23 protein-coding genes and 1 pseudogene are annotated in these 20789 nt (G+C 38.9%); 12 read left to right on the top strand and 12 right to left on the bottom strand.

Going from position 1 to position 20789, the window contains the following annotated elements:
* Positions 1-743: IS1595 family transposase (locus V5804_RS05970; protein WP_369590465.1), on the bottom strand; the 743-nt coding region annotated here is incomplete at its 3' end.
* A 216-nt stretch (positions 744-959) separates the two neighbouring features.
* Here V5804_RS05970 and V5804_RS05965 point away from each other — a divergent pair.
* Positions 960-2081, top strand: coding sequence for a GNAT family N-acetyltransferase (locus V5804_RS05965; RefSeq protein ID WP_369590464.1), 1122 nt, complete (start codon positions 960-962; stop codon positions 2079-2081).
* A gap of 29 nt (positions 2082-2110) precedes the next feature.
* Here the strand turns inward: V5804_RS05965 and V5804_RS05960 are convergent, their stop codons facing one another.
* The 3 genes from V5804_RS05960 to prmA form a co-directional block, all read right to left on the bottom strand.
* The gene (locus V5804_RS05960; protein ID WP_299291909.1) at positions 2111-2452 is read right to left on the bottom strand and encodes a helix-turn-helix domain-containing protein; all 342 of its coding nucleotides are present in this window, start codon (positions 2450-2452) and stop codon (positions 2111-2113) included.
* Between the two features lie 85 nt (positions 2453-2537).
* On the bottom strand, positions 2538-3902 hold the full coding sequence (murC, locus tag V5804_RS05955; RefSeq protein WP_369590463.1) for a UDP-N-acetylmuramate--L-alanine ligase: 1365 nt from the start codon (positions 3900-3902) through the stop codon (positions 2538-2540).
* A gap of 83 nt (positions 3903-3985) precedes the next feature.
* Complete coding sequence (gene prmA / locus V5804_RS05950; protein ID WP_369590462.1) at positions 3986-4822, bottom strand: 50S ribosomal protein L11 methyltransferase; 837 nt, start codon at positions 4820-4822, stop codon at positions 3986-3988.
* Between the two features lie 192 nt (positions 4823-5014).
* Here prmA and V5804_RS05945 point away from each other — a divergent pair, with 192 nt between their 5' ends.
* Entirely contained in the window at positions 5015-5848 is an 834-nt protein-coding gene (locus V5804_RS05945) for an IS982 family transposase (RefSeq protein ID WP_369590466.1), read from the top strand.
* Positions 5849-5857: 9 nt separating this feature from the next.
* Here the strand turns inward: V5804_RS05945 and tpiA are convergent, their stop codons facing one another.
* From tpiA to V5804_RS05930, 3 genes are all read right to left on the bottom strand, one after another.
* Complete coding sequence (tpiA, locus tag V5804_RS05940; RefSeq protein ID WP_369590461.1) at positions 5858-6622, bottom strand: triose-phosphate isomerase; 765 nt, start codon at positions 6620-6622, stop codon at positions 5858-5860.
* On the bottom strand, positions 6619-7806 hold the full coding sequence (locus V5804_RS05935; RefSeq protein ID WP_369590460.1) for a putative sugar nucleotidyl transferase: 1188 nt from the start codon (positions 7804-7806) through the stop codon (positions 6619-6621). Before V5804_RS05935 ends, tpiA begins: the two co-directional genes overlap by 4 nt.
* 62 nt (positions 7807-7868) lie before the next feature.
* Entirely contained in the window at positions 7869-8117 is a 249-nt protein-coding gene (locus V5804_RS05930) for a type B 50S ribosomal protein L31 (protein ID WP_369590459.1), read from the bottom strand.
* Positions 8118-8366: 249 nt separating this feature from the next.
* On the opposite strand from V5804_RS05930, the gene V5804_RS05925 reads away from it, so the two are divergent.
* The 5 genes from V5804_RS05925 (at position 8367) to V5804_RS05905 (ending at position 13754) form a co-directional block, all read left to right on the top strand.
* Complete coding sequence (locus tag V5804_RS05925) at positions 8367-9578, top strand: IscS subfamily cysteine desulfurase (protein ID WP_369590458.1); 1212 nt, start codon at positions 8367-8369, stop codon at positions 9576-9578.
* Between the two features lie 92 nt (positions 9579-9670).
* Positions 9671-10084: a Fe-S cluster assembly scaffold IscU gene (iscU, locus tag V5804_RS05920; protein WP_369590457.1), complete on the top strand. Its 414-nt coding sequence runs from the start codon at positions 9671-9673 to the stop codon at positions 10082-10084.
* A gap of 100 nt (positions 10085-10184) precedes the next feature.
* Positions 10185-10511: an iron-sulfur cluster assembly accessory protein gene (locus V5804_RS05915; RefSeq protein ID WP_299291925.1), complete on the top strand. Its 327-nt coding sequence runs from the start codon at positions 10185-10187 to the stop codon at positions 10509-10511.
* A gap of 118 nt (positions 10512-10629) precedes the next feature.
* On the top strand, positions 10630-12543 hold the full coding sequence (locus V5804_RS05910) for a long-chain fatty acid--CoA ligase (protein ID WP_369590456.1): 1914 nt from the start codon (positions 10630-10632) through the stop codon (positions 12541-12543).
* Positions 12544-12632: 89 nt separating this feature from the next.
* The gene (locus V5804_RS05905; protein ID WP_369590455.1) at positions 12633-13754 is read left to right on the top strand and encodes a hypothetical protein; all 1122 of its coding nucleotides are present in this window, start codon (positions 12633-12635) and stop codon (positions 13752-13754) included.
* A 168-nt stretch (positions 13755-13922) separates the two neighbouring features.
* Here V5804_RS05905 and V5804_RS05900 read toward each other — a convergent pair whose 3' ends face one another.
* The 3 genes and pseudogenes from V5804_RS05900 to V5804_RS05890 form a co-directional block, all read right to left on the bottom strand.
* The gene (locus V5804_RS05900) at positions 13923-14192 is read right to left on the bottom strand and encodes a hypothetical protein (RefSeq protein ID WP_369590454.1); all 270 of its coding nucleotides are present in this window, start codon (positions 14190-14192) and stop codon (positions 13923-13925) included.
* 158 nt (positions 14193-14350) lie between these two features.
* Positions 14351-15505: pseudogene (locus tag V5804_RS05895) on the bottom strand (acyltransferase family protein).
* 275 nt (positions 15506-15780) lie between these two features.
* Positions 15781-16158, bottom strand: a complete 378-nt coding sequence (locus V5804_RS05890) for a hypothetical protein (RefSeq protein WP_369590453.1) — start codon at positions 16156-16158, stop codon at positions 15781-15783.
* Between the two features lie 109 nt (positions 16159-16267).
* On the opposite strand from V5804_RS05890, the gene V5804_RS05885 reads away from it, so the two are divergent.
* The 3 genes from V5804_RS05885 (at position 16268) to V5804_RS05875 (ending at position 18625) form a co-directional block, all read left to right on the top strand.
* Positions 16268-16492 carry a hypothetical protein gene (locus V5804_RS05885; RefSeq protein ID WP_369590452.1) on the top strand — a complete coding sequence of 75 codons (225 nt, stop codon included), beginning with the start codon at positions 16268-16270 and terminating at the stop codon, positions 16490-16492.
* Between the two features lie 106 nt (positions 16493-16598).
* Positions 16599-18320: a lysine--tRNA ligase gene (gene lysS, locus V5804_RS05880; protein WP_369590451.1), complete on the top strand. Its 1722-nt coding sequence runs from the start codon at positions 16599-16601 to the stop codon at positions 18318-18320.
* A gap of 95 nt (positions 18321-18415) precedes the next feature.
* Entirely contained in the window at positions 18416-18625 is a 210-nt protein-coding gene (locus V5804_RS05875; protein ID WP_369590450.1) for a hypothetical protein, read from the top strand.
* 7 nt (positions 18626-18632) lie between these two features.
* On the opposite strand, the gene V5804_RS05870 is transcribed toward V5804_RS05875, so the two are convergent.
* A complete protein-coding gene (locus V5804_RS05870) occupies positions 18633-19187 on the bottom strand; it encodes a DUF2892 domain-containing protein (RefSeq protein ID WP_369590449.1) in 555 nt (184 codons plus the stop codon).
* A 71-nt stretch (positions 19188-19258) separates the two neighbouring features.
* Here V5804_RS05870 and ung point away from each other — a divergent pair, with 71 nt between their 5' ends.
* Positions 19259-19936 (top strand): uracil-DNA glycosylase, encoded by a 678-nt coding sequence (gene ung / locus V5804_RS05865; protein WP_369590448.1) that lies wholly within the window; start codon positions 19259-19261, stop codon positions 19934-19936.
* Entirely contained in the window at positions 19917-20075 is a 159-nt protein-coding gene (locus V5804_RS05860) for a hypothetical protein (protein ID WP_369590447.1), read from the top strand. Before ung ends, V5804_RS05860 begins: the two co-directional genes overlap by 20 nt.
* Positions 20076-20275: 200 nt before the next feature.
* Here V5804_RS05860 and V5804_RS05855 read toward each other — a convergent pair whose 3' ends face one another.
* Positions 20276-20746 (bottom strand): Lrp/AsnC family transcriptional regulator, encoded by a 471-nt coding sequence (locus V5804_RS05855; protein WP_369590446.1) that lies wholly within the window; start codon positions 20744-20746, stop codon positions 20276-20278.
* Between the last annotated feature and the right edge of the window lie 43 nt (positions 20747-20789).

The raw sequence follows: 20789 nt of genomic DNA, 5'->3' as shown, positions 1-20789 counted from the left end.
TCAACGACTGCCTGGTGGCCTGCCAATAGCTCTTTAAGCTTGTTGTATCCCCTGTAACCGTCTGTTTGGGCCGTTGCGCCGGGCCCCACATTCTTACCAATTGCCTGGTTGATGCTGTCTGCTTTCAAACCTTCCATCACCTTCATTTTCAGGTAACCGGCTTTGCGGGCCGGCTTTCCCTTTTTCGCTTCGCCTCCAACAGGCTTGGATTCTACCATGACCAATACCTTGGTTTGCCTTTCACTTCCACGGCCGCGTTTGTTCTTCTTTTCATCGTCCGATGCCTGTTTTTGCTTGTTTTCAGCGATAACGTCCTTATTGTCCGCCCGTTCAAAAAAGCCTTCATCTATTTCGATGTAACCGCTCAACTGATACTTATCGTCCCTTTTGCCCATCACCCGGCGGGTCTTGTGCATCATATACCAGATCGGTTCATATCGTTTATGACCGATCAGCCGCTGCATTTCGAGTGCCGAAAACCCTTTCTTGGTCACCGTCATCAAATGTATGGCCATTAGCCAGTACCGGATGGGCAGGTTCGTGTTTTCCATCACCGTCCCTGCACGCAGGCCCTGGCGGCTATGGCACTTCTTACATTCAAACTTTAAGTCCCCTTTTCTAAAATAATGTTCTGTATGACCGCATTTTTTGCATTTTACCCCCATCGATAAACGTTTTTCCCTTACAGCTTCTATACAACTGGACTCGTCAGGATACTTTTTGCTAAATTCGTCTATGTTCATTTTATCCCCTTTTTTCTACTAAATTTAAGCATTATTTATCGTTGGTACAAATTACGGATAGTCATACTTAAAAAAATATTTAATTTTTGTGTTGTTACCAATAATTGCAACAACACAAAAGCAGCAAAAGCAAAAATATCAGGCATAAAAACAGTATGTAATAAAATACGCCAAAAAGCACCTGCTTTAATTACCTTTGAATTTTAAGATATTAAGATGGTTATAACAGAAGTGCTGGATAAAAAAAGCCGGAAAGCGTTTTTAGATGTTGCCAGGATCATTTACAAGAACGATCCGAATTGGGTTTGCCCTTTGGATGAAAACGTAGAAGCCGTTTTCGACCCAAAAAAAAATAATTTTTTTGCGCACGGAAAATGTACCCGTTGGATTGTGAAAGATGACAGCGGAAAATTAATTGGCCGTATTGCTGCTTTTATCAACGAAAAAAAGGCTTACCAAAACGAGCAGCCAACCGGTGGGATGGGTTTTTTCGAAAGCATCAATAATGAAAAAGTTGCCTTTTTATTGTTTGATACCGCTAAAGAATGGTTAAAAAACCAGGGCATGGAAGCTATGGACGGCCCAATTAATTTCGGCGAAAACGACAGCTTTTGGGGCTTGCTGATCGAAGGTTTTACGCAGCCCTCCTACGGCATGAACTACCATCACCCTTATTATAAGGCTTTTTTTGACCATTACGGCTTTTATACCTTGTATGATCAGATTACCAACCATTTAGAAGTTTACAAACCTTTTCCTGACCGTTTTACGCAAATAGCCAATTGGGTGGCCAAAAAGCCGGGCTATGATTTCAGGAGTTTTGACGTTAAAAAAATAGACAGATTTGCGGCCGATTTCATCGAAATCTATAACGATGCCTGGCATGACTTTACTGGTTTTACGCCCATCAACAAGCAAACTATCCTGGAGAGCTTCGAGAAAATGAAAGCGATCATGGACCCAAAATTGATTTGGTTTGCCTACATTAACAATGAACCAGCCGCGTTTATACTTATTTTACCAGATGCCAACCAGATGATAAAAGGCCTGAACGGCAAATTAAACCTGATTGGCAAACTAAAATTCCTTTACCGCAGGTACCGCGGCGTAAACAGGATGAGGGCAGTGGTGATGGGGACGAAGCAAAAATTCCAGAAACACGGTTTAGAATCAGCCATATTTATCAAACTGAAAGAATATGTGTACCCCTTAAACCAGTACCATGAGCTGGAACTTTCGTGGGTTGGAGATTTTAACACAAAAATGCTCGCCCTGCATGAAGCTATGAATGTAAAATTTGGAAAAAGGCATGTTACGATGCGCTATTTGTTTAAATAAACACAATCGGAAACCACCAAAAGTACAGCTTAGGCCATAGCCTTCGGGTGTCTTAATTCCTCGTACAGTTCAATCACCTTTTTTTGCAGGTCAATCACTTCTGCTTCGCGCTCTACCAGTTTTTTCTGGATAGATTCAATCTCCGATGCTGATTTTTGCTCTTGCTCCGCATCGTTAAAAGTCAACAATTGAACGATCGTCATTTCGTACAATTTTGAAATCTGCTCCAGCCGGGATAGATTAATATCCGTAATACCGGTTTCGATTTTTGAAAACGCAGGAATGGATATGTCCAACTGTTTGGCAACATCTTCCTGGCTCCAACCTTTTTGATGGCGTAACAACCTAATTTTTTTTCCTAAAGATTTCATACTGCTTAATTTATAATTGAAAGCGATTTATAATACAACATTTTATACGGCTATTCTGATAATTAGTTATTATAATATTTATTTTTTAATTGTTCTCTAATATATTTTCCGTAAGTTTTGCCATGTCTGAGCCTGCGAAAGTCCCCGAACTCATCATTAATAAATTACTGTCCTTAAAATTTAATTGGTTTAGATACCGGAACAATAAATTCGCATCGTCGAAAAATATTAAATCTTGTTTCTCAAATGCTTCTTTTACCACCGTATTTTCATAAGGTTCCATATTTTTTTGCACAAAAGTATGCCGGTCTATAAACACAATCGCCTCGTCTGCTTCGTCCATCGTTCCTGCGTATTCCTGCAAAAACTTTTTGTTCAAACTGCTGAATGTATGCAGCTCGATACAAGCTATTAATTTCCTTTCGGGAAACTGGCCTTTTACTGCTTTTATCGTAGCCAAAAGTTTGGATGGCGAGTGCGCAAAATCTTTATAAATATTTGTACGGCCGTTGCTGCCAATCAGTTCCAAACGTTTTGCCGCTCCTTTAAAACCAGTGATGGCTTTATAAAAAACCCCCTCATCAATTTGTAGTGCCATACATACTGCTTTTGCCGCTTCCAAATTCAACAAATTATGATCGCCAAAAACCTGCAAAGGATATTCCTGATTGTTGTTGATCAATATAGTGATACCGTTTTTGATTTTATGCTGAGGCAAGCGGTAAGCAACTTTTTTGATTTCGGTTGGATGGTTTTCGACCAGATTTTTCAGCACCTTGTCTTCTTCGCAATAAATCAATTCGCCGCCTTTTTCAATCGTGTCAATAAAAATCGAAAACTGTTCTGCATAATTTTCAAAAGTCGGGAAAACGTTGATATGGTCCCAGGCAATGCCGCTGATGACCGCAATATTGGCTTTGTACAAATGAAATTTCGGCCTTGGGTCAATCGGCGAAGACAAATATTCATCGCCTTCAATTACCATCAGTGGCGCTTCGTTTGTAATTTTGACCATCGTATCAAAACCATCCAATTGCGCGCCAACCAGATAATCAAAATCCAGCGATGCTTCTTTTAGCACATGTAAAACCATGGAAGTGATGGTGGTTTTGCCGTGGCTCCCTCCGATTACTACGCGCGTTTTATTTTTAGCTTGTTCGTAAACATATTCCGGGTAAGAATATATTTTGATGCCCAGGTTTTGCGCTTTCAGCAGTTCCGGGTTATCGGCTTTGGCGTGCATCCCTAAAATTACGGCATCCAAACCGGGCGTAATATTTTGCTCGTCCCAACCAGAATTTGCGGGAAGCAGACCGTATTTATCCAGCCTTGATTTTGATGGTTCGGTAAAAACATCATCAGAACCGGTTACCGTAAAACCTTTTTTGTGCAAAGCAATGGCCAGGTTGTGCATCGCACTTCCGCCCATAGCAATGAAATGTATTTTCATGTAAAAGCCTTAGCAATTTAATTTATAATTATAAGAATAAAGTTTGGGCTATAAAAATAGCATCAAGAGAAAATTACATTACCTTAACGAATAAATTTTGCAGAAACCCAATCCTGCATTTTCTTCTTTACTAAAAATTGTAAACTGTATTTTTCGGCTTCAGATTTTAATAGGTTCAAATCCGGGTTTTCGTAAAAACCGCTTAAAAAAAGCTGGCCGTTTGATGAAAGGCGTTGCGCGTAGGTTTCCATCTGGTCCAACAAAATATTACGGTTGATATTGGCGAGGATAACATCAAAAGTTTCGTTGGGGATGGCTTCTTTTGACCCGCAAAAAACAGCAATATTTTCAACTGAATTTAGGACGGCGTTTTCGATTGTGCTTTCGCAGCAAATCGGATCGTTATCAATCGCAGTGATTTCTGCCGCGCCTTTTTTGGAAGCCAAAATAGCGAGGATGCCCGTGCCGCAGCCCATGTCCAACACTTTTTTGCCGGTAAAAACAGTATCCAGCATAAAATCCATCATCATGGAAGTGGTTTGATGATGGCCGGTGCCAAAAGCCATTTTCGGGTCAATCACAATTTCAAACGGGAAATCCAGGCGCGGTTCGTGGAAAGTGGCACGTACCCAAATCTGGTCTTTGATTTGGATTGGCTGGAAATTGCTTTCCCAAACCGCGTTCCAGTTTTTGTGCGGAATCAAATTGACTTCGTAAGAAAAAGTTAAAATTTGGTGCAATGGTTCCAAAGTTTCGTCCAAATCTTCCTTATCAAAATTAGCGGCTGGAATGTAAGCTTTAAACCCGAAATCAACTTCTTCAAACGTATCAAAACCAGCTTCTGCCAAAGCGTTCATCAGCAAATCCTGCTGAAAATCTTCCTGGTAAAGCGTGGTGAAGAGGAGTTCGATGTAATTCATGTTGAAGGAAGTATCAAGTATTTAGTATTAAGTAAATTGCACCATTAAAAACAGTATCTGTGTAATCCGCCAAATCTTGATACTTGAGATTAAATACTTGCTACTAATTAACTCAAGTTGCTAATAAAGGGATAAATAAGTAAGCATCAAAAACAAGAACTTTGGTTTACCACAACTAAAGAACCGATGATGATGCTTACAAAGGATAAAATTATAGGAATATTTTGTTTTATAGATGATTTATTGAAAACAAGTAATCATTATGAAGACGGTCGAAGGCAGGTAAGCGACAGTGAGATCATCACTACGGCAGTTGTATCGTCGTTGTATTTTGGAGGTCATCAGGATAAGGCAAGGCAGTTTATGAAAATGACAGGAATGATACCGGGAATGCTGGATAAAAGCCGTTTTAACCGCAGGCTACATCAGGTTGCAGAGCTTATATACAGCCTTTTCATGCAGATCGGTTATTATTTCAAATATATCAGTTGTGAGATGAGCTACGTGCTCGATTCGTTTCCGGTGGCAGTCTGCGATAATATCCGGATTGCGAATTCTAAAATAATAACCGGCAAGCAATGGCATGGCAAACAAACCAGTATGCGCCGTTATTTTTATGGGGTAAAAGTACAGTTACTGGTTACTAAAGATGGTATTCCGGTAGAGTTCGGTTTTGTTCCGGGTAGTGAACATGACGCGCAGGCTTTGAAGAAACTACCGTTGGAACTGCCTGCCGAAAGCGAGGTGTTTGCTGATTCAGCTTATACCAATTATGAGATCGAGGACCAGTTAATGGAAACCGATCTGATCGCTCTGAAAGTACATAGAAAATCAAATGCAAAAAGAACAGACAGCGTAAGTGCAGCCTTTATAAAAGAATGTAGGAGAAAAAGAATTGAAACGACAATTAGCGAGATCAAAGGATTGTTTCTCAGAAAACTTCATGCCGTAACTTTCAAAGGATGGTTGTTGAAAATTACATTATTCGTGTTTGCTTTTACACTTGACAAAATAATACCTAACTAACAACTTGAGTTAATTAAACGCTTTAACCACATCCACAAAATCCCTTGATTTTAAAGATGCGCCACCGATCAAGCCGCCGTCAATATCCGGTTGGGAGAAAAGTTCTTTTGCGTTTTTTGGGTTGCAGCTTCCGCCATATAAAACGGTGGTTTCATCTGCAACCGGCTGTCCAAACTGGGTTGCAATTTCTTTGCGGATAAAAGCATGGATTTCCTGCGCTTGTGCCGCCGTTGCTGTTTTCCCGGTGCCAATGGCCCAAACCGGTTCGTAAGCCAACACAACCTGGCCAAATTGCTGCGCATCCAAATGAAACAAACCTTCGCTGATTTGCGATTTGATCACGTCAAAAAACTGTCCGCTTTCGCGTTCTTCCAACGTTTCGCCCACACAAAAAATCGGTTTCAAACTGTTGCTCAATACGGCGTTTGTTTTTTGCGATAGAACCAAATTGGTTTCGCCAAAATGCTGACGGCGTTCCGAATGGCCCAAAATCACATATGCTGCGCCAACAGATTTGATCATCCGTGCCGAAATTTCGCCGGTATAAGCGCCTGCATCTTCCTGATGGCAGTTTTGTGCGCCCACAGAAACCTTGGGCTGATTTTTGGCCAGTTGCGACAAGCTGTGCAAGTAAGTGTATGGGCAACAAACGATTACGCTTTGCCTGCCGGTAACTTCATCGTTTACCATGTTGATAATTTCAGAAAAAATGGATAAACCTTCGTTGTAATCCAAGTTCATTTTCCAGTTGCCGGCAACAATTTTTTGTCTCATATTAATTTTAATGGTGTAGGGTTTGTCAGTTCAAATATATGTTTTAAAATTTCAGCTTCTGCTTCGCCGAAACTTCTGTTCTTGCGTTCAAAAACTAATTTGGCGGTTTCTAATGCTTTTTTTATCGCATAAATTTCAGTGTATTGAATTCCGCCCCATGAAAAATCAGGAATAAATTTTGGCGGATAACCGGCACCGAAAACATTGGCACTTACGCCAACTACGGTTCCGGTATTAAACATCGTGTTGATGCCGCATTTGGCATGATCGGCCATGATCAACCCGCAAAACTGTAGGTTGGTGTTCCGAAGTTTCTGCGTTGGATAATCCCACAATTTCACTTCGGCATACGTATTTTTTAAATTGGAATTGTTAGAATCGGCACCGATATTGCACCATTCGCCCAAAACCGAATTTCCCAGATAACCTTCGTGGCCTTTGGAAGAATAGCCCCAAATCACCGAATTTTTGATCTCGCCACCAACCGTAGAATGTGGACCAATCGTTGTTCCGCTGTAAATTTTGGCGCCCATTTTTACCTGCGAACATTCGCCCAAAAAAAAGCTGCCGCGAATATTGGCGCCTTCAAAAACTTCAGAATTTTTGCTGAGGTAAACCGGGCCTAAACGCGTATTAAACGTGGCACATTCGGCCGCTGCACCTTCTTCTGCAAAAAACTGGTCGCCTAAAATGGTATTGGTTTGGCTGATTTTTGCACTGGTTTTTCCTTTGGTTAGCAAGGCAAAATCTTTGCGTAACTCTTGATCGTTTTTGCTGAAGATATCTTCGGGATAAGTAATTTTTACAAAAGCCGAGGCATAATTTATGCCGGTAAAAGAAGCATGTAGCGTTTGAAAATTTTTAACGTCGCCTGCTTTAACTTTTGCCGCGATGATGAATTCCTGTTGCTTTAAAACTTCGCCTTCCTGCAATTTATTTACGGCTTCCAACAAAGTTTCGTCCGGACAGACACAACCATTAATCAACAAATTTTGATCATTAATTTCTAACGGAAACTTAGTTTGTAAATATTCTTGCGTTAAAAAAGAAACGGGCTGGTTCAAATACCGCTGCCATTTTTGGGCGATGGTGAGCATACCGATGCGCAAATCGGCAACCGGACGGGTAAACGTAAGCGGCAATAAAGTTTGATGTGCTGCTCCGTCAAAAAAAACAATTCCCATTCAGCAAAAATAAAAAAAGTCCCGGTTGCAAAACCGGGACTTTTGAATATCTAAAAAACGGGTTACTTTTTGTTGTAGCGGTTACGAAATTTATCAATCCGGCCGGCGGTATCAACCAACTTCATTTTGCCGGTATAAAACGGGTGCGAAGTGTGGGAAATTTCTAATTTGATCAACGGATATTGTTGTCCGTCTTCCCATTGAACGGTTTCTTTGGAATCAATACAAGATTTAGTGATAAAAGAATAATCGTTAGACATATCTTTAAAAACCACTAATCTATAGTTGGAAGGGTGAATTTCTTTTTTCATTTCGGTAGGGTTGTTTCAAAAACAGGCGCAAATATACTTCTTTTACCACTAAAAAAAAATGCCGTTACAAAATAACACCAATTGAAGTATAAATTGTTTAAATTTCAACTTCAAAACCAAAGCAGTTTCAGCGTTTTTAATATTGCAGGAACATGACTTTGAAAGCTGATTTTACTAATGTTTTTGGAAATTTTAGCTAAAACATTTAATATATTTGCATCAACATTTATACTTAATCTAATTAAGAACATGGATCTTCCTATCTATCTCGATAACAACGCCACTACGCCGATGGACCCACGGGTTTTGGATGCAATGGTTCCGTATTTTGTGCAAAAATTTGGCAATGCATCCAGCCGCAACCACGCTTTTGGATGGGTTGCCGAAGAAGCTGTTGACTACGCCCGCGAGCAGGTTGCACAGTTGATTGGCGCAAACGAAAAAGAAATTATTTTTACTTCCGGTGCTACAGAATCTGACAACCTGGCTTTGAAAGGTGTTTTTGAAATGTACAAGGAAAAAGGTAATCATATCATCACCATGACTACCGAACATAAAGCTGTTTTAGACGCTTGTAAACATTTGGAAAAATTAGGTGCACGTGTTACTTATCTCACCCCAAAACCTGATGGTTTAGTTGATTTGGAACAATTGGTTGCCGCCATGAGGCAGGAAACAATTCTGGTTTCGATCATGTATGGCAACAACGAAATTGGCGTTATCCAACCGGTTAAAGAAATTGCCCGGATTGCACATTCTTTTGGCGCGTTGTTTATGACGGATGCTGTACAAGCGGTTGGCAAAATCCCGGTGAATGTTATTGAAGACGGCATTGATTTGTTGGCTTTATCCGGACACAAGATGTATGGCCCGAAAGGCGTTGGTGCTTTATATGTCCGCCGTAAAAACCCTCGGGTTAAAGTTACGGCACAAATGGACGGCGGCGGCCACGAGCGCGGAATGCGTTCGGGCACGTTAAACGTTCCCGGAATTGTAGGTTTAGGCAAAGCCTGCGAACTGGCGCGTTTAGAAATGGATCAGGATGCGAAAAGACTTTCTGCTTTACGCGATAAATTAGAAGCGGCTTTAACGCAATTAGAAGAATCGTATGTCAACGGAAACCGCGAACACCGTTTGCCGCACACCACCAATATTTCTTTTAAATATGTAGAAGGCGAAGGTTTGATGATGGCGATGAAAGACCTGGCTGTTTCTTCCGGTTCGGCTTGTACTTCGGCATCTTTAGAGCCTTCTTACGTTTTAAAAAGCTTAGGTTTGTCGGATGATTTGGCCCACTCTTCCATCCGTTTTGGTTTGGGTAGATTTACGACCGAAGAAGAAGTTGACCGTGCCATTGAAGTAACCCGGAATGCCGTAACGCACCTTCGCGAACTTTCCCCGCTTTGGGAAATGTTTAAAGAAGGCATTGACCTGGATTCCATCGAGTGGGCAGAACACTAATTTTTATCCGATAAAAACAGTATTGCCAAACTGACAAAAAATGCAGAGCGGCAGGATATTTGAACTAATTAAAACTATTAAAACATAAAGCTATGGCTTATTCAGATAAAGTAATTGATCATTATTCAAACCCACGCAACGTTGGAACTTTGGATAAAAGCAGCAACAAAGTAGGAACCGGGTTGGTTGGCGCACCAGAATGCGGCGACGTAATGCGTTTGCAAATTGAAGTTGACGAAAACAACGTGATCAAAGACGCAAAATTTAAAACTTTTGGCTGCGGTTCGGCTATTGCTTCTTCTTCTTTGGCCACCGAATGGCTAAAAGGAAAAAGCATTGACGATGCTATGAAAATTGACAATATGGACATTGTGGAAGAACTGGCTTTGCCGCCGGTTAAAATCCATTGTTCTGTTTTGGCAGAAGATGCGATCAAAGCTGCTATCAATGATTTCCGTGTCAAAAATGGCCTTGCCCCGATTGAGTCTGAGAAAGTACACCATTAATTAGTAGCAAGTATCGAGTATTTAGTATCAAGACCTCATGCTAATATGAGGCATATTCTTGATACCTGATATTTTCTACTAAATACTAAAAACTAATACCATGATTACCGTAACCGATAAAGCAAAAAGTAAAGTAGAAGAGCTAATCCGTTCATCAAACCTGAACGAATCTTATTTTCTGCGTGTTTCTGTTGCCGGAGGAGGTTGTTCGGGTTTATCCTACAAGCTTGATTTCGACAATGAAATTAAGCCCGGCGACCAGTTTTTTGAAGATAAAGGTATTCGGATTTCTTTGGATATGAAATCCTTCCTTTACCTTGCCGGCACCGAACTTGATTTTTCTGATGGTTTAAATGGAAAAGGCTTCAACTTCCATAACCCGAATGCCAGCCGAACTTGTGGTTGTGGAGAGAGTTTTTCTGTGTAAGAAAATTACAAAAATAATTTGAAAAGGGATGCTTCTTTTAGCATCCCTTTTTTTGTTTTAACCGTTAATACATTTAAGTTTGATGGTCTAAAATTTATCCTTGTAAACCTGTTGCTTCATGAACCCGGTAACCGAACACTCCACCGTTCCAAGTCTTCTGCAAAATATTATCCACAACATTCATCCGGAAGACACTGTTTTTCTGACTCATAAAGTAGATGACCGCTGGGAAGAAATCACTTACAAACAAGCTTTAGAAAACATCAATGCCATTTCGGCTTATTTTTTGGATATTGGCATCAAGAAAAACGACCGATTGGCTTTAATTTTAGATAACGGCCCGGAATATGTGTATTACGATCAGGCGTTGCAGCAGATTGGCGCGGTCAATACCTCCATCTATCCTACCCTTTCCGAATCGGAAATTGAATATATTTTGAATGATTCGGGCGCAAGGACTTTGTTAATCGGCAGCCCGTTTCTGCTCAAAAAAATCTTAAAGATTGCGAATAGTTGTGCCGAATTGATCCGCATCATCCCCATTTTCGATGATTATCAAAAGTTTACCGAAAAATCAAAGTTTAATACGGGTATCATCTCCTTAAATGCTTTGATTGAAGAAGGCAAACGCGTTTACAATCAATACAAACAAACAATCAACAGTTGCCGGGAAAGTATTTTGCCTACCGATATTTCTTCTTTGATTTATACTTCGGGCACCACAGGAACGCCAAAAGGCGTGATGTTGACGCACCATAATTTTACCCAAAACGTACGTGCAAGTTTAGATCAGATTACGGTGATTACCCAGGATGATGTTTTCCTTTCTTTTTTGCCGCTTTCGCATGTTTTTGAACGTACGGCTACGTACCATGTTTGTTTGGCAACCGGTTCCAGGATTGCATTTGCCCAAAGTTTAGAATTGCTGGCGAAGAATATGGCCGAAATACAGCCAACCGTAATGAGCTGCGTACCGCGTTTATTGGAACGGATACATGACCGCGCCATGAAAAGCGGACAAGCAGCAGGCGGCATTAAAACCAAGCTTTTTTTATGGTCGTTGGATAAAGGCCGCAAATTTAGGCTGGTAAAAGAAGCAGGCAAAAAACCCGGTATCATTTTAACCACCGAAAAAAACCTGGCCGAAAAATTAGTTTTCAGCAAGATCAAAGAAAAAACCGGCGGAAGGTTAAAGTTTATGCTTTCGGGCGGAGGTGCTTTACCAAAAAACATTGGAGAGTTTTTTGGTGATCTGGGCATTAAAGTATTGGAAGGTTTTGGGCTGACAGAAACTTCGCCCGTGATGGCCGTAACCGAATATAACCGGCAAGTTTACGGAACGGTTGGACGGATTATTCCGCGGATAGAAGTGGCTATCCAAAATATTGACACGCATAAAATTTATACCATCCAAACACACGAAACTTTTAAACCGGATTTTCAATCGGAAGAAGGCGAGATTATTGTGCGCGGCCATTGCGTGATGAAAGGATACTGGAACAAACCCGAAGAAACCCGCAACGTAATTGACGAAGATTGTTGGTTCCACACCGGCGACATAGGCCGCTTTTACAAAGGCAACCTGCAAATTACCGACCGTTTAAAAAACATGCTGGTCAATTCTTTTGGTAAAAATGTATATCCAACGCCGGTTGAGAACACGTATTTAAAAAGCCCGAAAATTGAAGGCGTTTTTTTAATTGGCGATAAGCGCGAATATGTTACGGCTTTCATCATTCCTGCCAAAGAATTATTGCAGGAAACCTTTAACCTGGACGAAGCCTTTTTTGAAAAACCTGATGTTTTTATTGAAGAACAACCGGTTATTGATTGGATCAACGAAGATGTAAAAAAGCTTTCCAACGAACTGGCCAAGTTTGAGCGCATTAAAAACTTTAAAGTAAAACGCAACTCTTTTAGTATGGAAGCCGGTGAAATTACGCCTACTTTAAAAGCGAAAAGAAAGGTAATTGAGAAGAAGTATGCGACGGATATTGATAATTTGTATTTGCAGGAAGCGGATTTGATGTGATGGAATTTTTAGTGGTAAAAGAAGCATTTTAAACCATTTATATTGTGTATTGCCTTATACATACAACTACTTAAAAAACCATATCAATTATGATGAAAATTTCTTTATTTATTATTTTCTTATTAATTGTTAAAACTAGTTTTCCCCAATCAAACTTAGTAAATTTTCATATCCAAAAAGATGCAACCTACTTACTTGATTCAGTAAAATCTAACGAAATTCTAAAATCATTGGATGTATTTTTAAAGAGTAATGATCATAATCGTGACGTATTGACCAATTCTGCAATTTTAAAAGAGAACGTAGAACCCTTTTTTTGGCTCAACAACTTTGAAAGAGTAAACAAAGAAAAAAAAGGATATCAGCCAACTTTGTTAGCTGTTCTTCCATTGCAAGAAAATCAATATTTAATTAAAATATCTTTTTTAAGCACTAACAATGATGGTTCTCAAGACCATTTATTTACTTACACTTTAATCTTAGACAAAGTTAATGATAAGTATCTATTTTCTAATTCTATAAATTACAATTCAAAAAACTGGAATACGCAACAAGTAGGATCAATTAAATATATATTTCCTAACAAGTTAAATTTAGAAAAAGCAAGAGAGTTAGATAAATTTAATATTGATTTTGCAAAAAAATTTAATTCTGCAGTAATACCACTGACTTATTACAAATGTTACAATCCAGAGCAATTATTTAAATTATTAGGATGCGATTATATTCCAAACATGTATTATTCAACGAGTGGAGGTATTGCTGAATCTTGGCATAATACGTTATTAGCAGGAAACAATTCAGAGTTATATCAGCACGAAGTAGTACACTTTTACACTCACAAATTATTTCCAGAGTACAACAGAATTGTTGATGAAGGTTACGCAACATATATAGGAGGTAGTGGAGGAAAAAATATAAATGAATTAGCTCAAGTGGCTGATGAATATTTAAAAGCAAATCCAACATCAGATGTAATTAAATTATTTACGAATTTCAGCAGAGTTCAGGGTGGCGTACCATTTACGTATATTGTAAGTGGATTGATCTGCAAAGAAATAGAATCAAAAAAAGGCTTTGGAAGTATTTTGCAATTGTTTAAACTTACAAAGGATGAAGATTCGTACTTTCAACAAATTGAAAATATTATACACATCAATAAAACTAACTTTCCAAACTTTGTTAAAAGTTTGATTAATAGCTATAAATAAGATTGGAATCAGTTAGATTACCCAATCACTTTCCTTGAATTTCCTGCTAAACTTTTTAATTTAATACAATATCAAAGCAAAAAATAAATTTCAGCAAGTTCCCGCCCAATCTGTTGCCGGCCTTGCAATATCCTTTGTGTTTGATTAGCTGATGGCTTTTTGATGCCTTTAATATATTGCGCCAAAAGGCTTTGGTTCATGCCTATGCGTTCTGAAAGTGCCTTTGGCATTTATGACATTGTAAAACTCAAAAAATTGCGGCAAATCTAAAGATAATTTTAAATCCGTTTCTATTATAGTTTTGTCTTGTTTCTCAAAATAAAGGTTAATGGCTTCCAGCATTTTAGCTTTTAATCCTTCTAAAGTTGTACCAACCGTATAAACCAGATATTTTTCAGCATAAGTAGTATATTCAGTTTTGATTTTTTCAACAATCATTTCAATTTTCGTAACTACAACTTGTTATATAAAAAACGAACATTGAAATTTAAGGCATAAAAAAAGTATCAAAAAAACGTAAAGATAAAATTTTAAAATACTTCATTTTCTATTGATACTTCTTTTACCACCAAAAAATTAGTATCTACTTATAGCTGTTATTGTCTTCTTTTTAACAATTTGTTTGCTAATGAAATACCCGGATTTTCAATATACTTTTCGGTTATTTTGGCAAGTACAAAAGAAATTGTCAAGGTTAGTAAGAAGTCGCTGGTGAAACCGATATAAAGGTTTTTGGTAATTCTATTATCGAAGTACTCGTTTAAATTGGGAAAGATATACCAAACTGTAATCCAATGTAAAATGTAAATAGAAAAACTAAGCTGGCCAATCCGTTCTAAAATGGGAATCCTGAAATAGAAGCTTTTTAAAAAAGAACCCAAGGAAAAAAAAGCCATACCGGCAAATGCTGGAATCAAATAAAATGAAAACGACCAACTGTATTTTCAATTTATATAGATCCCCAATAAACCGGCAAGAAATAAAACAAGATTGTAAATTTGTTTTTTAATAAGATTGCCCTTTACATCTTTGTACAATAAAAAGCCCCACAAAAAAACCGGTAATTGGTTAAAAAGGTTGTTATAGTAAAAATTATTCTTGTAGATAAACCTAAGATGACCATACAAGTTTAACGATACAATTATCAATAAAGATAACAATACATAACCCATCAATACTTTAAATATATACCTGGCTGTTTTACGATTCAACCAAATATAGAGTAACGGAAAAATACAATAAAAAGCCATTTCGGCCCCAATAGACCATCCTCCCGGAACTATATTATTGTTATAAGCTGGCACAAAACCATGTACAAACAATACATTTGCTGATATACCTTTTAAAGAATAGTTATTTAAACCATTGGGCATTTGAAGGCTGGCCAGCAACAGGTTTATACCTAAATATATTAATATCCCGGTATAGTATAGTGGCGCAATCCTAAAATATCTACGGATAAAAAAACCTTTTATTTCCGTCCAATTGTATCCCCTTTTTTCCATTGAAAGGCACAATGTTAAAGCAGATGCAACAAAGAAAAGTTGTACCCCAAGCTGTCCATACTTGGTTTTGCTTTCTAAGAAAACGCTTTTTTGCATTTCCCCAGCATGGATAAGTATTACGCCAATGATAGCAATACCACGCAAAGCATCTATGTAATGATACTTTTTAACTGGTTTATTCGAAGCAGACAATTTAATCAGGTTTACAAATGACAAGGGCCAATATAACACCTCATGCCCTTTCATTGGTTTATCAGGTACAAGTATAGTATCTTTTAAACTTAAAATTGGATTTTGTGCTGTTTGCAATAAATGCTTGTTCTTTATACTGCAATAAAAAAATTTATCTATTGTTACCATGCTTCTTTTATGGCATAAAAATCATTAAGTTTATTTAGCTTTTAAAGAAAAAAAACAAAACATTTTCTGATTTGGATTTGCACTCAGTTTGTTCGAGTTCAGATATTCAATCTTGTTATCTTATATTGAAGTAACTTTGTTAGATGATTACAAGTTAAATTTCAAAGCAAAAAACGAATCTCCGCCAACTCACGCCCAATTTGTTGCACGCCCTGCAATATCCTTTGTGTTTGATTAGCTGATGGTTTTTTGATGCCTTTAATATATTGCGCCAAAAGGCTTTGGTTCATGCCTATGCGTTCTGATAGTGCTTTGGCATTTATGACGTTATAAAATTCAAAGAATTGCGGCAAATCAAGTGTTACTTTTAAATCTGTTTCGGTTATAGTTTTGCCTTGTTCTTTAAAGTAAAGATTCAGTGCTTCCAGCATATTAACTTTCAATTCCTCCAAAGTAGTGTCAACTGTGTAAACCGGATATTTTTCGGCATAAGCAGAATAGCCCGTTTTGGTTTTTTCAACAATCATTTCAATTTTCATAACAATAACTTTCTATACGAAAACGGACATTGAAATTTAAGGGATAAAAGAAGTATTTCAAACAAAATCAATAATTTAAACTAATTTTGTATGAAATAGTTAAACAGTTATGAGTACTAACGAATTAAAAGTTTACGAGATTTTTAAAAGAAAATTAGGCGAAGCAGAAGCCCAAACTGTAATTGAGTATTTTGAACAAAAATCTGAAGAAAAAATCAACTCAAAAAAAGATATTTTTCTAACAAAAGAGGATAAGACAGACATGATTAAATGGATGTTTATCTTTTGGGTTGGACAATTGGCAGCGATGTTAGCCATTGTTAAACTGATGTAATTCGTCGTTTAAAGCATCTTTAGTACAAAGCTTTCATTTATACTTCTTTTATCCCCTAAAAATTAGCATTAAAACCTATTTTTGCCAATACAGTTATTGGTAAGATATGAGTACAAATTTATCCGAACAGGAAACCCTTCGCCGCGAGGCACTTCAAAATATACGCAGCCTCGGCATCAACCCTTATCCGGCCGAAGCTTTTGCGGTTACAACCACGGCGCAGGATATTTTGCAGAACTACAAGCTGCACCCCGATCAATACCAGCAGGTGCAAATTGCCGGCCGTATCATGAGCCGACGCATTATGGGCAGTGCTTCTTTTGCGGAGTTGCAGGATTCGACCGGCCGCATTCAGGTTTATATCAAACGGGACGATATTTCTCCGGGCGAGGACAAAACGTTGTACAATACGGTTTTTAAAAAGCTATTGGATATTGGCGATTTTCTGGGCATAAAAGGTTTCGTTTTTACCACGCAAACCGGAGAAATTTCGGTGCATGTACAGGAAATGACCATCCTTTCCAAATCCTTAAAACCATTGCCGGTTGTTAAACGCGACGAAGACGGCCACATTTACGACAGTTTTACCGACCCGGAATTGCGTTACCGTCAACGTTATGTGGATTTGACCGTAAACCCTGAGTTTAAAGAAATCTTTATCAATCGCTCTAAAGTGGTTAAAACGATGCGCGGCTACTTCGACAGCAAAGGCTGGATGGAAGTAGAAACGCCCATTTTACAATCGGTGCATGGGGGTGCTGCTGCGCGTCCGTTTAAAACACATCATAATGCCTTGGATGTCCCGCTTTTTCTGCGGATTGCAAACGAGTTGTACCTGAAAAAACTGATTGTTGCCGGTTTTGACGGCGTGTACGAATTCGGCAAAATGTTCCGCAACGAAGGCATGGACCGCACGCACAACCCGGAATTTACTGGTTTGGAAATTTACGTGGCTTACCAGGATTATATCTGGATGATGGGTATGGTAGAAGAATGCCTGGAAAAAGTTGCCTTAGCCATCCACGGAAAAACGAAAATACAAGTCGGGCAAAATGAAATTGAATTTGCCGGCCCTTATGAAAAATTGTCTATGTATGATTCTATCCTGAAATTTACCGAGATAGATGTTTCTAAAATGGACGAAACAGCGTTAAGAGAAACCTGCAAAAACCTGCAAATTGAAGTGGATGCTTCGATGGGAAAAGGGAAACTGATTGATGAAATTTTCAGCGAAAAAGTGGAAGCGCAACTCACTCAGCCAACTTATATTACCGATTATCCGATCGAAATGACGCCGCTCGCCAAAAAACACCGCACAAAAGAAGGTTTGGTAGAGCGTTTTGAACTGTTTGTCAACGGAAAAGAAATTGCAAACGCTTATTCGGAATTGAACGATCCGATTGATCAGCGCGAACGTTTTGAAGAACAATTGTTGCTGGCCAGCCGCGGTGATGAAGAAGCGATGGTGGTGGATGAAGATTTCCTTCGTTCATTAGAATACGGCATGCCGCCAACCGCCGGATTGGGAATTGGGATTGACCGTTTGGTGATGCTAATGACCAACCAAAATACCATCCAGGAAGTTTTATTTTTTCCGCAAATGCGGCCGGAAAAGAAAGCCAACATTTCTTCCACAGAAGATTTTGTGAAAATTGGTGTTCCGGCTGAGTGGGTTCCGGTAATCCAAAAAATGGGTTTTAACACAGTGGAAGAACTGCAAAAAGCCGTGCCAAACAAAGTATTTAACGATCTGGGCGGAATGCGTAAAAAGCTAAAATTAGACATCGCCATCCCGCCGAAAGAAACGGTGATGCAATGGTTTTTGTGATGCTGTTTTTATTCATCATTTCTTAACAAAAAATTAAAGGCCGGTTAATAACAATTGCCGGTCTTTGTTTTTGAATAAGATTTAATTTAGAAAAGATGACCAACTCCAGCTTTGAAATAAAAGACAACGAATACCTGATCAAATTTAGCAAACACCAGTTCGACCTCGAGTTTGTAAAAAGCCTTTTCTCTTTTATCAACCAAAAACTATCGGTAAAAGAAGCATCGGCAACTTCAAACGTTAAAGATGTTGATGAAGATTATTTTTTTAAAGACGACTATTTCAGTCATTTAGACGAGAAATAAAACCGGTTTAAAACTGCTGCCGGAAACCGCCGCGGCCAACTTGCTGCTTGTCCATTTGCGCCATTTGGCCTTTCATCATCTTGATCTGCTCGGCCAGCAGCTTGTTTTTATCGGCTTTTTGCGCTTCCGACAAATACATTTGTGCTTCGCGTTTATTGCGCTTTGACATCGAAATTCCGGCTAAACTTAATTTGGCCAACGCAATATTGTGCGACATGGTCAACCCCAATGACAATGCTTTCTTAAAATATTTCTCCGATTTTAAAGGCGCTTTGTTGGATTCGATCAAACCCAACAGCAAGTTGTAATAACCGTGCTGGTTGCGGATCAGTTGCTTTTCGTAATCCGTAATTTTCAGCAAAGATGCTTCTGCTTTCGGCATGTTTTCTTTCCGCATAAAATATTGCGCCAACAGCATATTTTCGTTAAAAAAGAAAGTCAGCAGCACCAGTCCGCCAATCAAAAACACCAAAACCGCCCACCACCAAAAGCCAAAAGCGGCCAGGGTAACCGCCGCGCCCAAAATAACACAGGCAACAACCAATCGAACAATATTACGCATTACGTTGTATATAAATTGAAGTACAAATATCTGCTTATTTGCGTGTTAAATCAATAATTCAAAAATAATTTATGTCAATTGCATTAGAACCTTCGTGGCTTGAAATTTTAAAAGATGAATTTGAAAAGGATTACATGGTGAAATTAAAAGCGTTTTTGCAACAGGAAAAAGAAGCCGGCTACACCGTTTATCCAAAAAGTAAAGACATTTTTAATGCTTTTGCCAAAACGCCTTTTGATGATGTGAAAGTGGTAATTATCGGTCAGGATCCTTACCATGGAGCCGGACAAGCGCATGGTTTATCGTTTTCTGTACAAAAAGGTGTTCCGCCGCCGCCGTCGTTGCTTAATATTTTTAAGGAGTTGAAGCAGGAATTCCCAGAATATAAAATTCCGCAAAACGGCGATTTAACGTATTGGGCCGAGCAAGGCGTGCTTTTGCTCAACGCAACTTTAACCGTTCGCGCAAATCAGGCGGGTTCGCACCAGAAAAAAGGCTGGGAAATTTTCACCAACAAAGTTATCCAGGAAATTTCTGACCGAAAAGAAAACGTCGTTTTTTTGTTGTGGGGGAAATTTGCACAGGCAAAAGGCGAGCTGATTGATCCGCAGAAACACCATTTGCTGATGTCGGCGCACCCTTCGCCATTGGCAGCGCATAACGGTTTTTTCGGCAACGATCATTTTTTGGAAGCCAACGTTATTTTAGAAGAAAACGGCATCGAACCAATTGACTGGCAAATTAGCTGATGCTTCTTTTATCGGGCAAAAATTGGTGGCGCTGTTTTTTCGCTCCGGAGGGAAAAATCTTCTTTCAAAAACACAAGCTGAAAACTGCTTTGAAGAAAATCCCTCCCTTTGGGTCGGGATGACAGAACGAGGCGCATAAAAAACATCGGTAAAAGAAGTATTTAGTGTCATTTCGACCGAAGGGAGAAATCCTATTCAAAGCGAAAAGCTGTAATGCTTCTTTTATCGGGCAAAAGTTGGCGGCACTGTCATTTCGACCAATGGGAGAAATCTTATTTCAACAAAATGGATTTGCGCTTTGAAGAAGATTTCTCCCTTCAGGTCGAAATGACAGCAACATCAATACTCCAGCGGCACTGTCGGTTCTTTTTTATTGGTTGACATGATGATCATCGTTTGAAAAGTCTTCACCACCGTAATCCTACTGATTTTTTGCATAATCAATTGCTCGTACGATTTAATGTCTTTCACATAAATTTTCAGCAAAAAATCGCATTGGCCTGTAACGTGGTGGCATTCGGTAATTTCTTTGATTTCCTGGATCTCGTCCAAAAAAATTTGGATTGTATTGTTTTTGTGGAAATCCAGCGAAACCTGGATAAATGTTTTGATGCCCAGACCCAATTTTTCCTCGTCCACTAAAGCGTGATAGCTGAGAATGTAGCCGGAATTTTCCAATTTTCGAACGCGCTCCAACGTTGGCGCAGGCGAAAGCCCGATTTCGTTGGATAACTGTAGGTTGGTGATCCGTCCGTTTTGCTGCAAAATTTTTAAAATCTGCAAGTCTGTTTTGTCTAATTCCATTGCCATAACGCTACAATAATAGCTGTTTCTGCCGCATCAAAATAATTTA

It is taken from the genome of Mucilaginibacter sp. (genome assembly GCF_041088075.1).
Taxonomy (GTDB): domain Bacteria; phylum Bacteroidota; class Bacteroidia; order Sphingobacteriales; family Sphingobacteriaceae; genus Mucilaginibacter_A.
The sequence above is the reverse complement of the archived record's forward strand: the minus strand, read 5'-3'. Positions and strand labels throughout refer to the sequence as shown.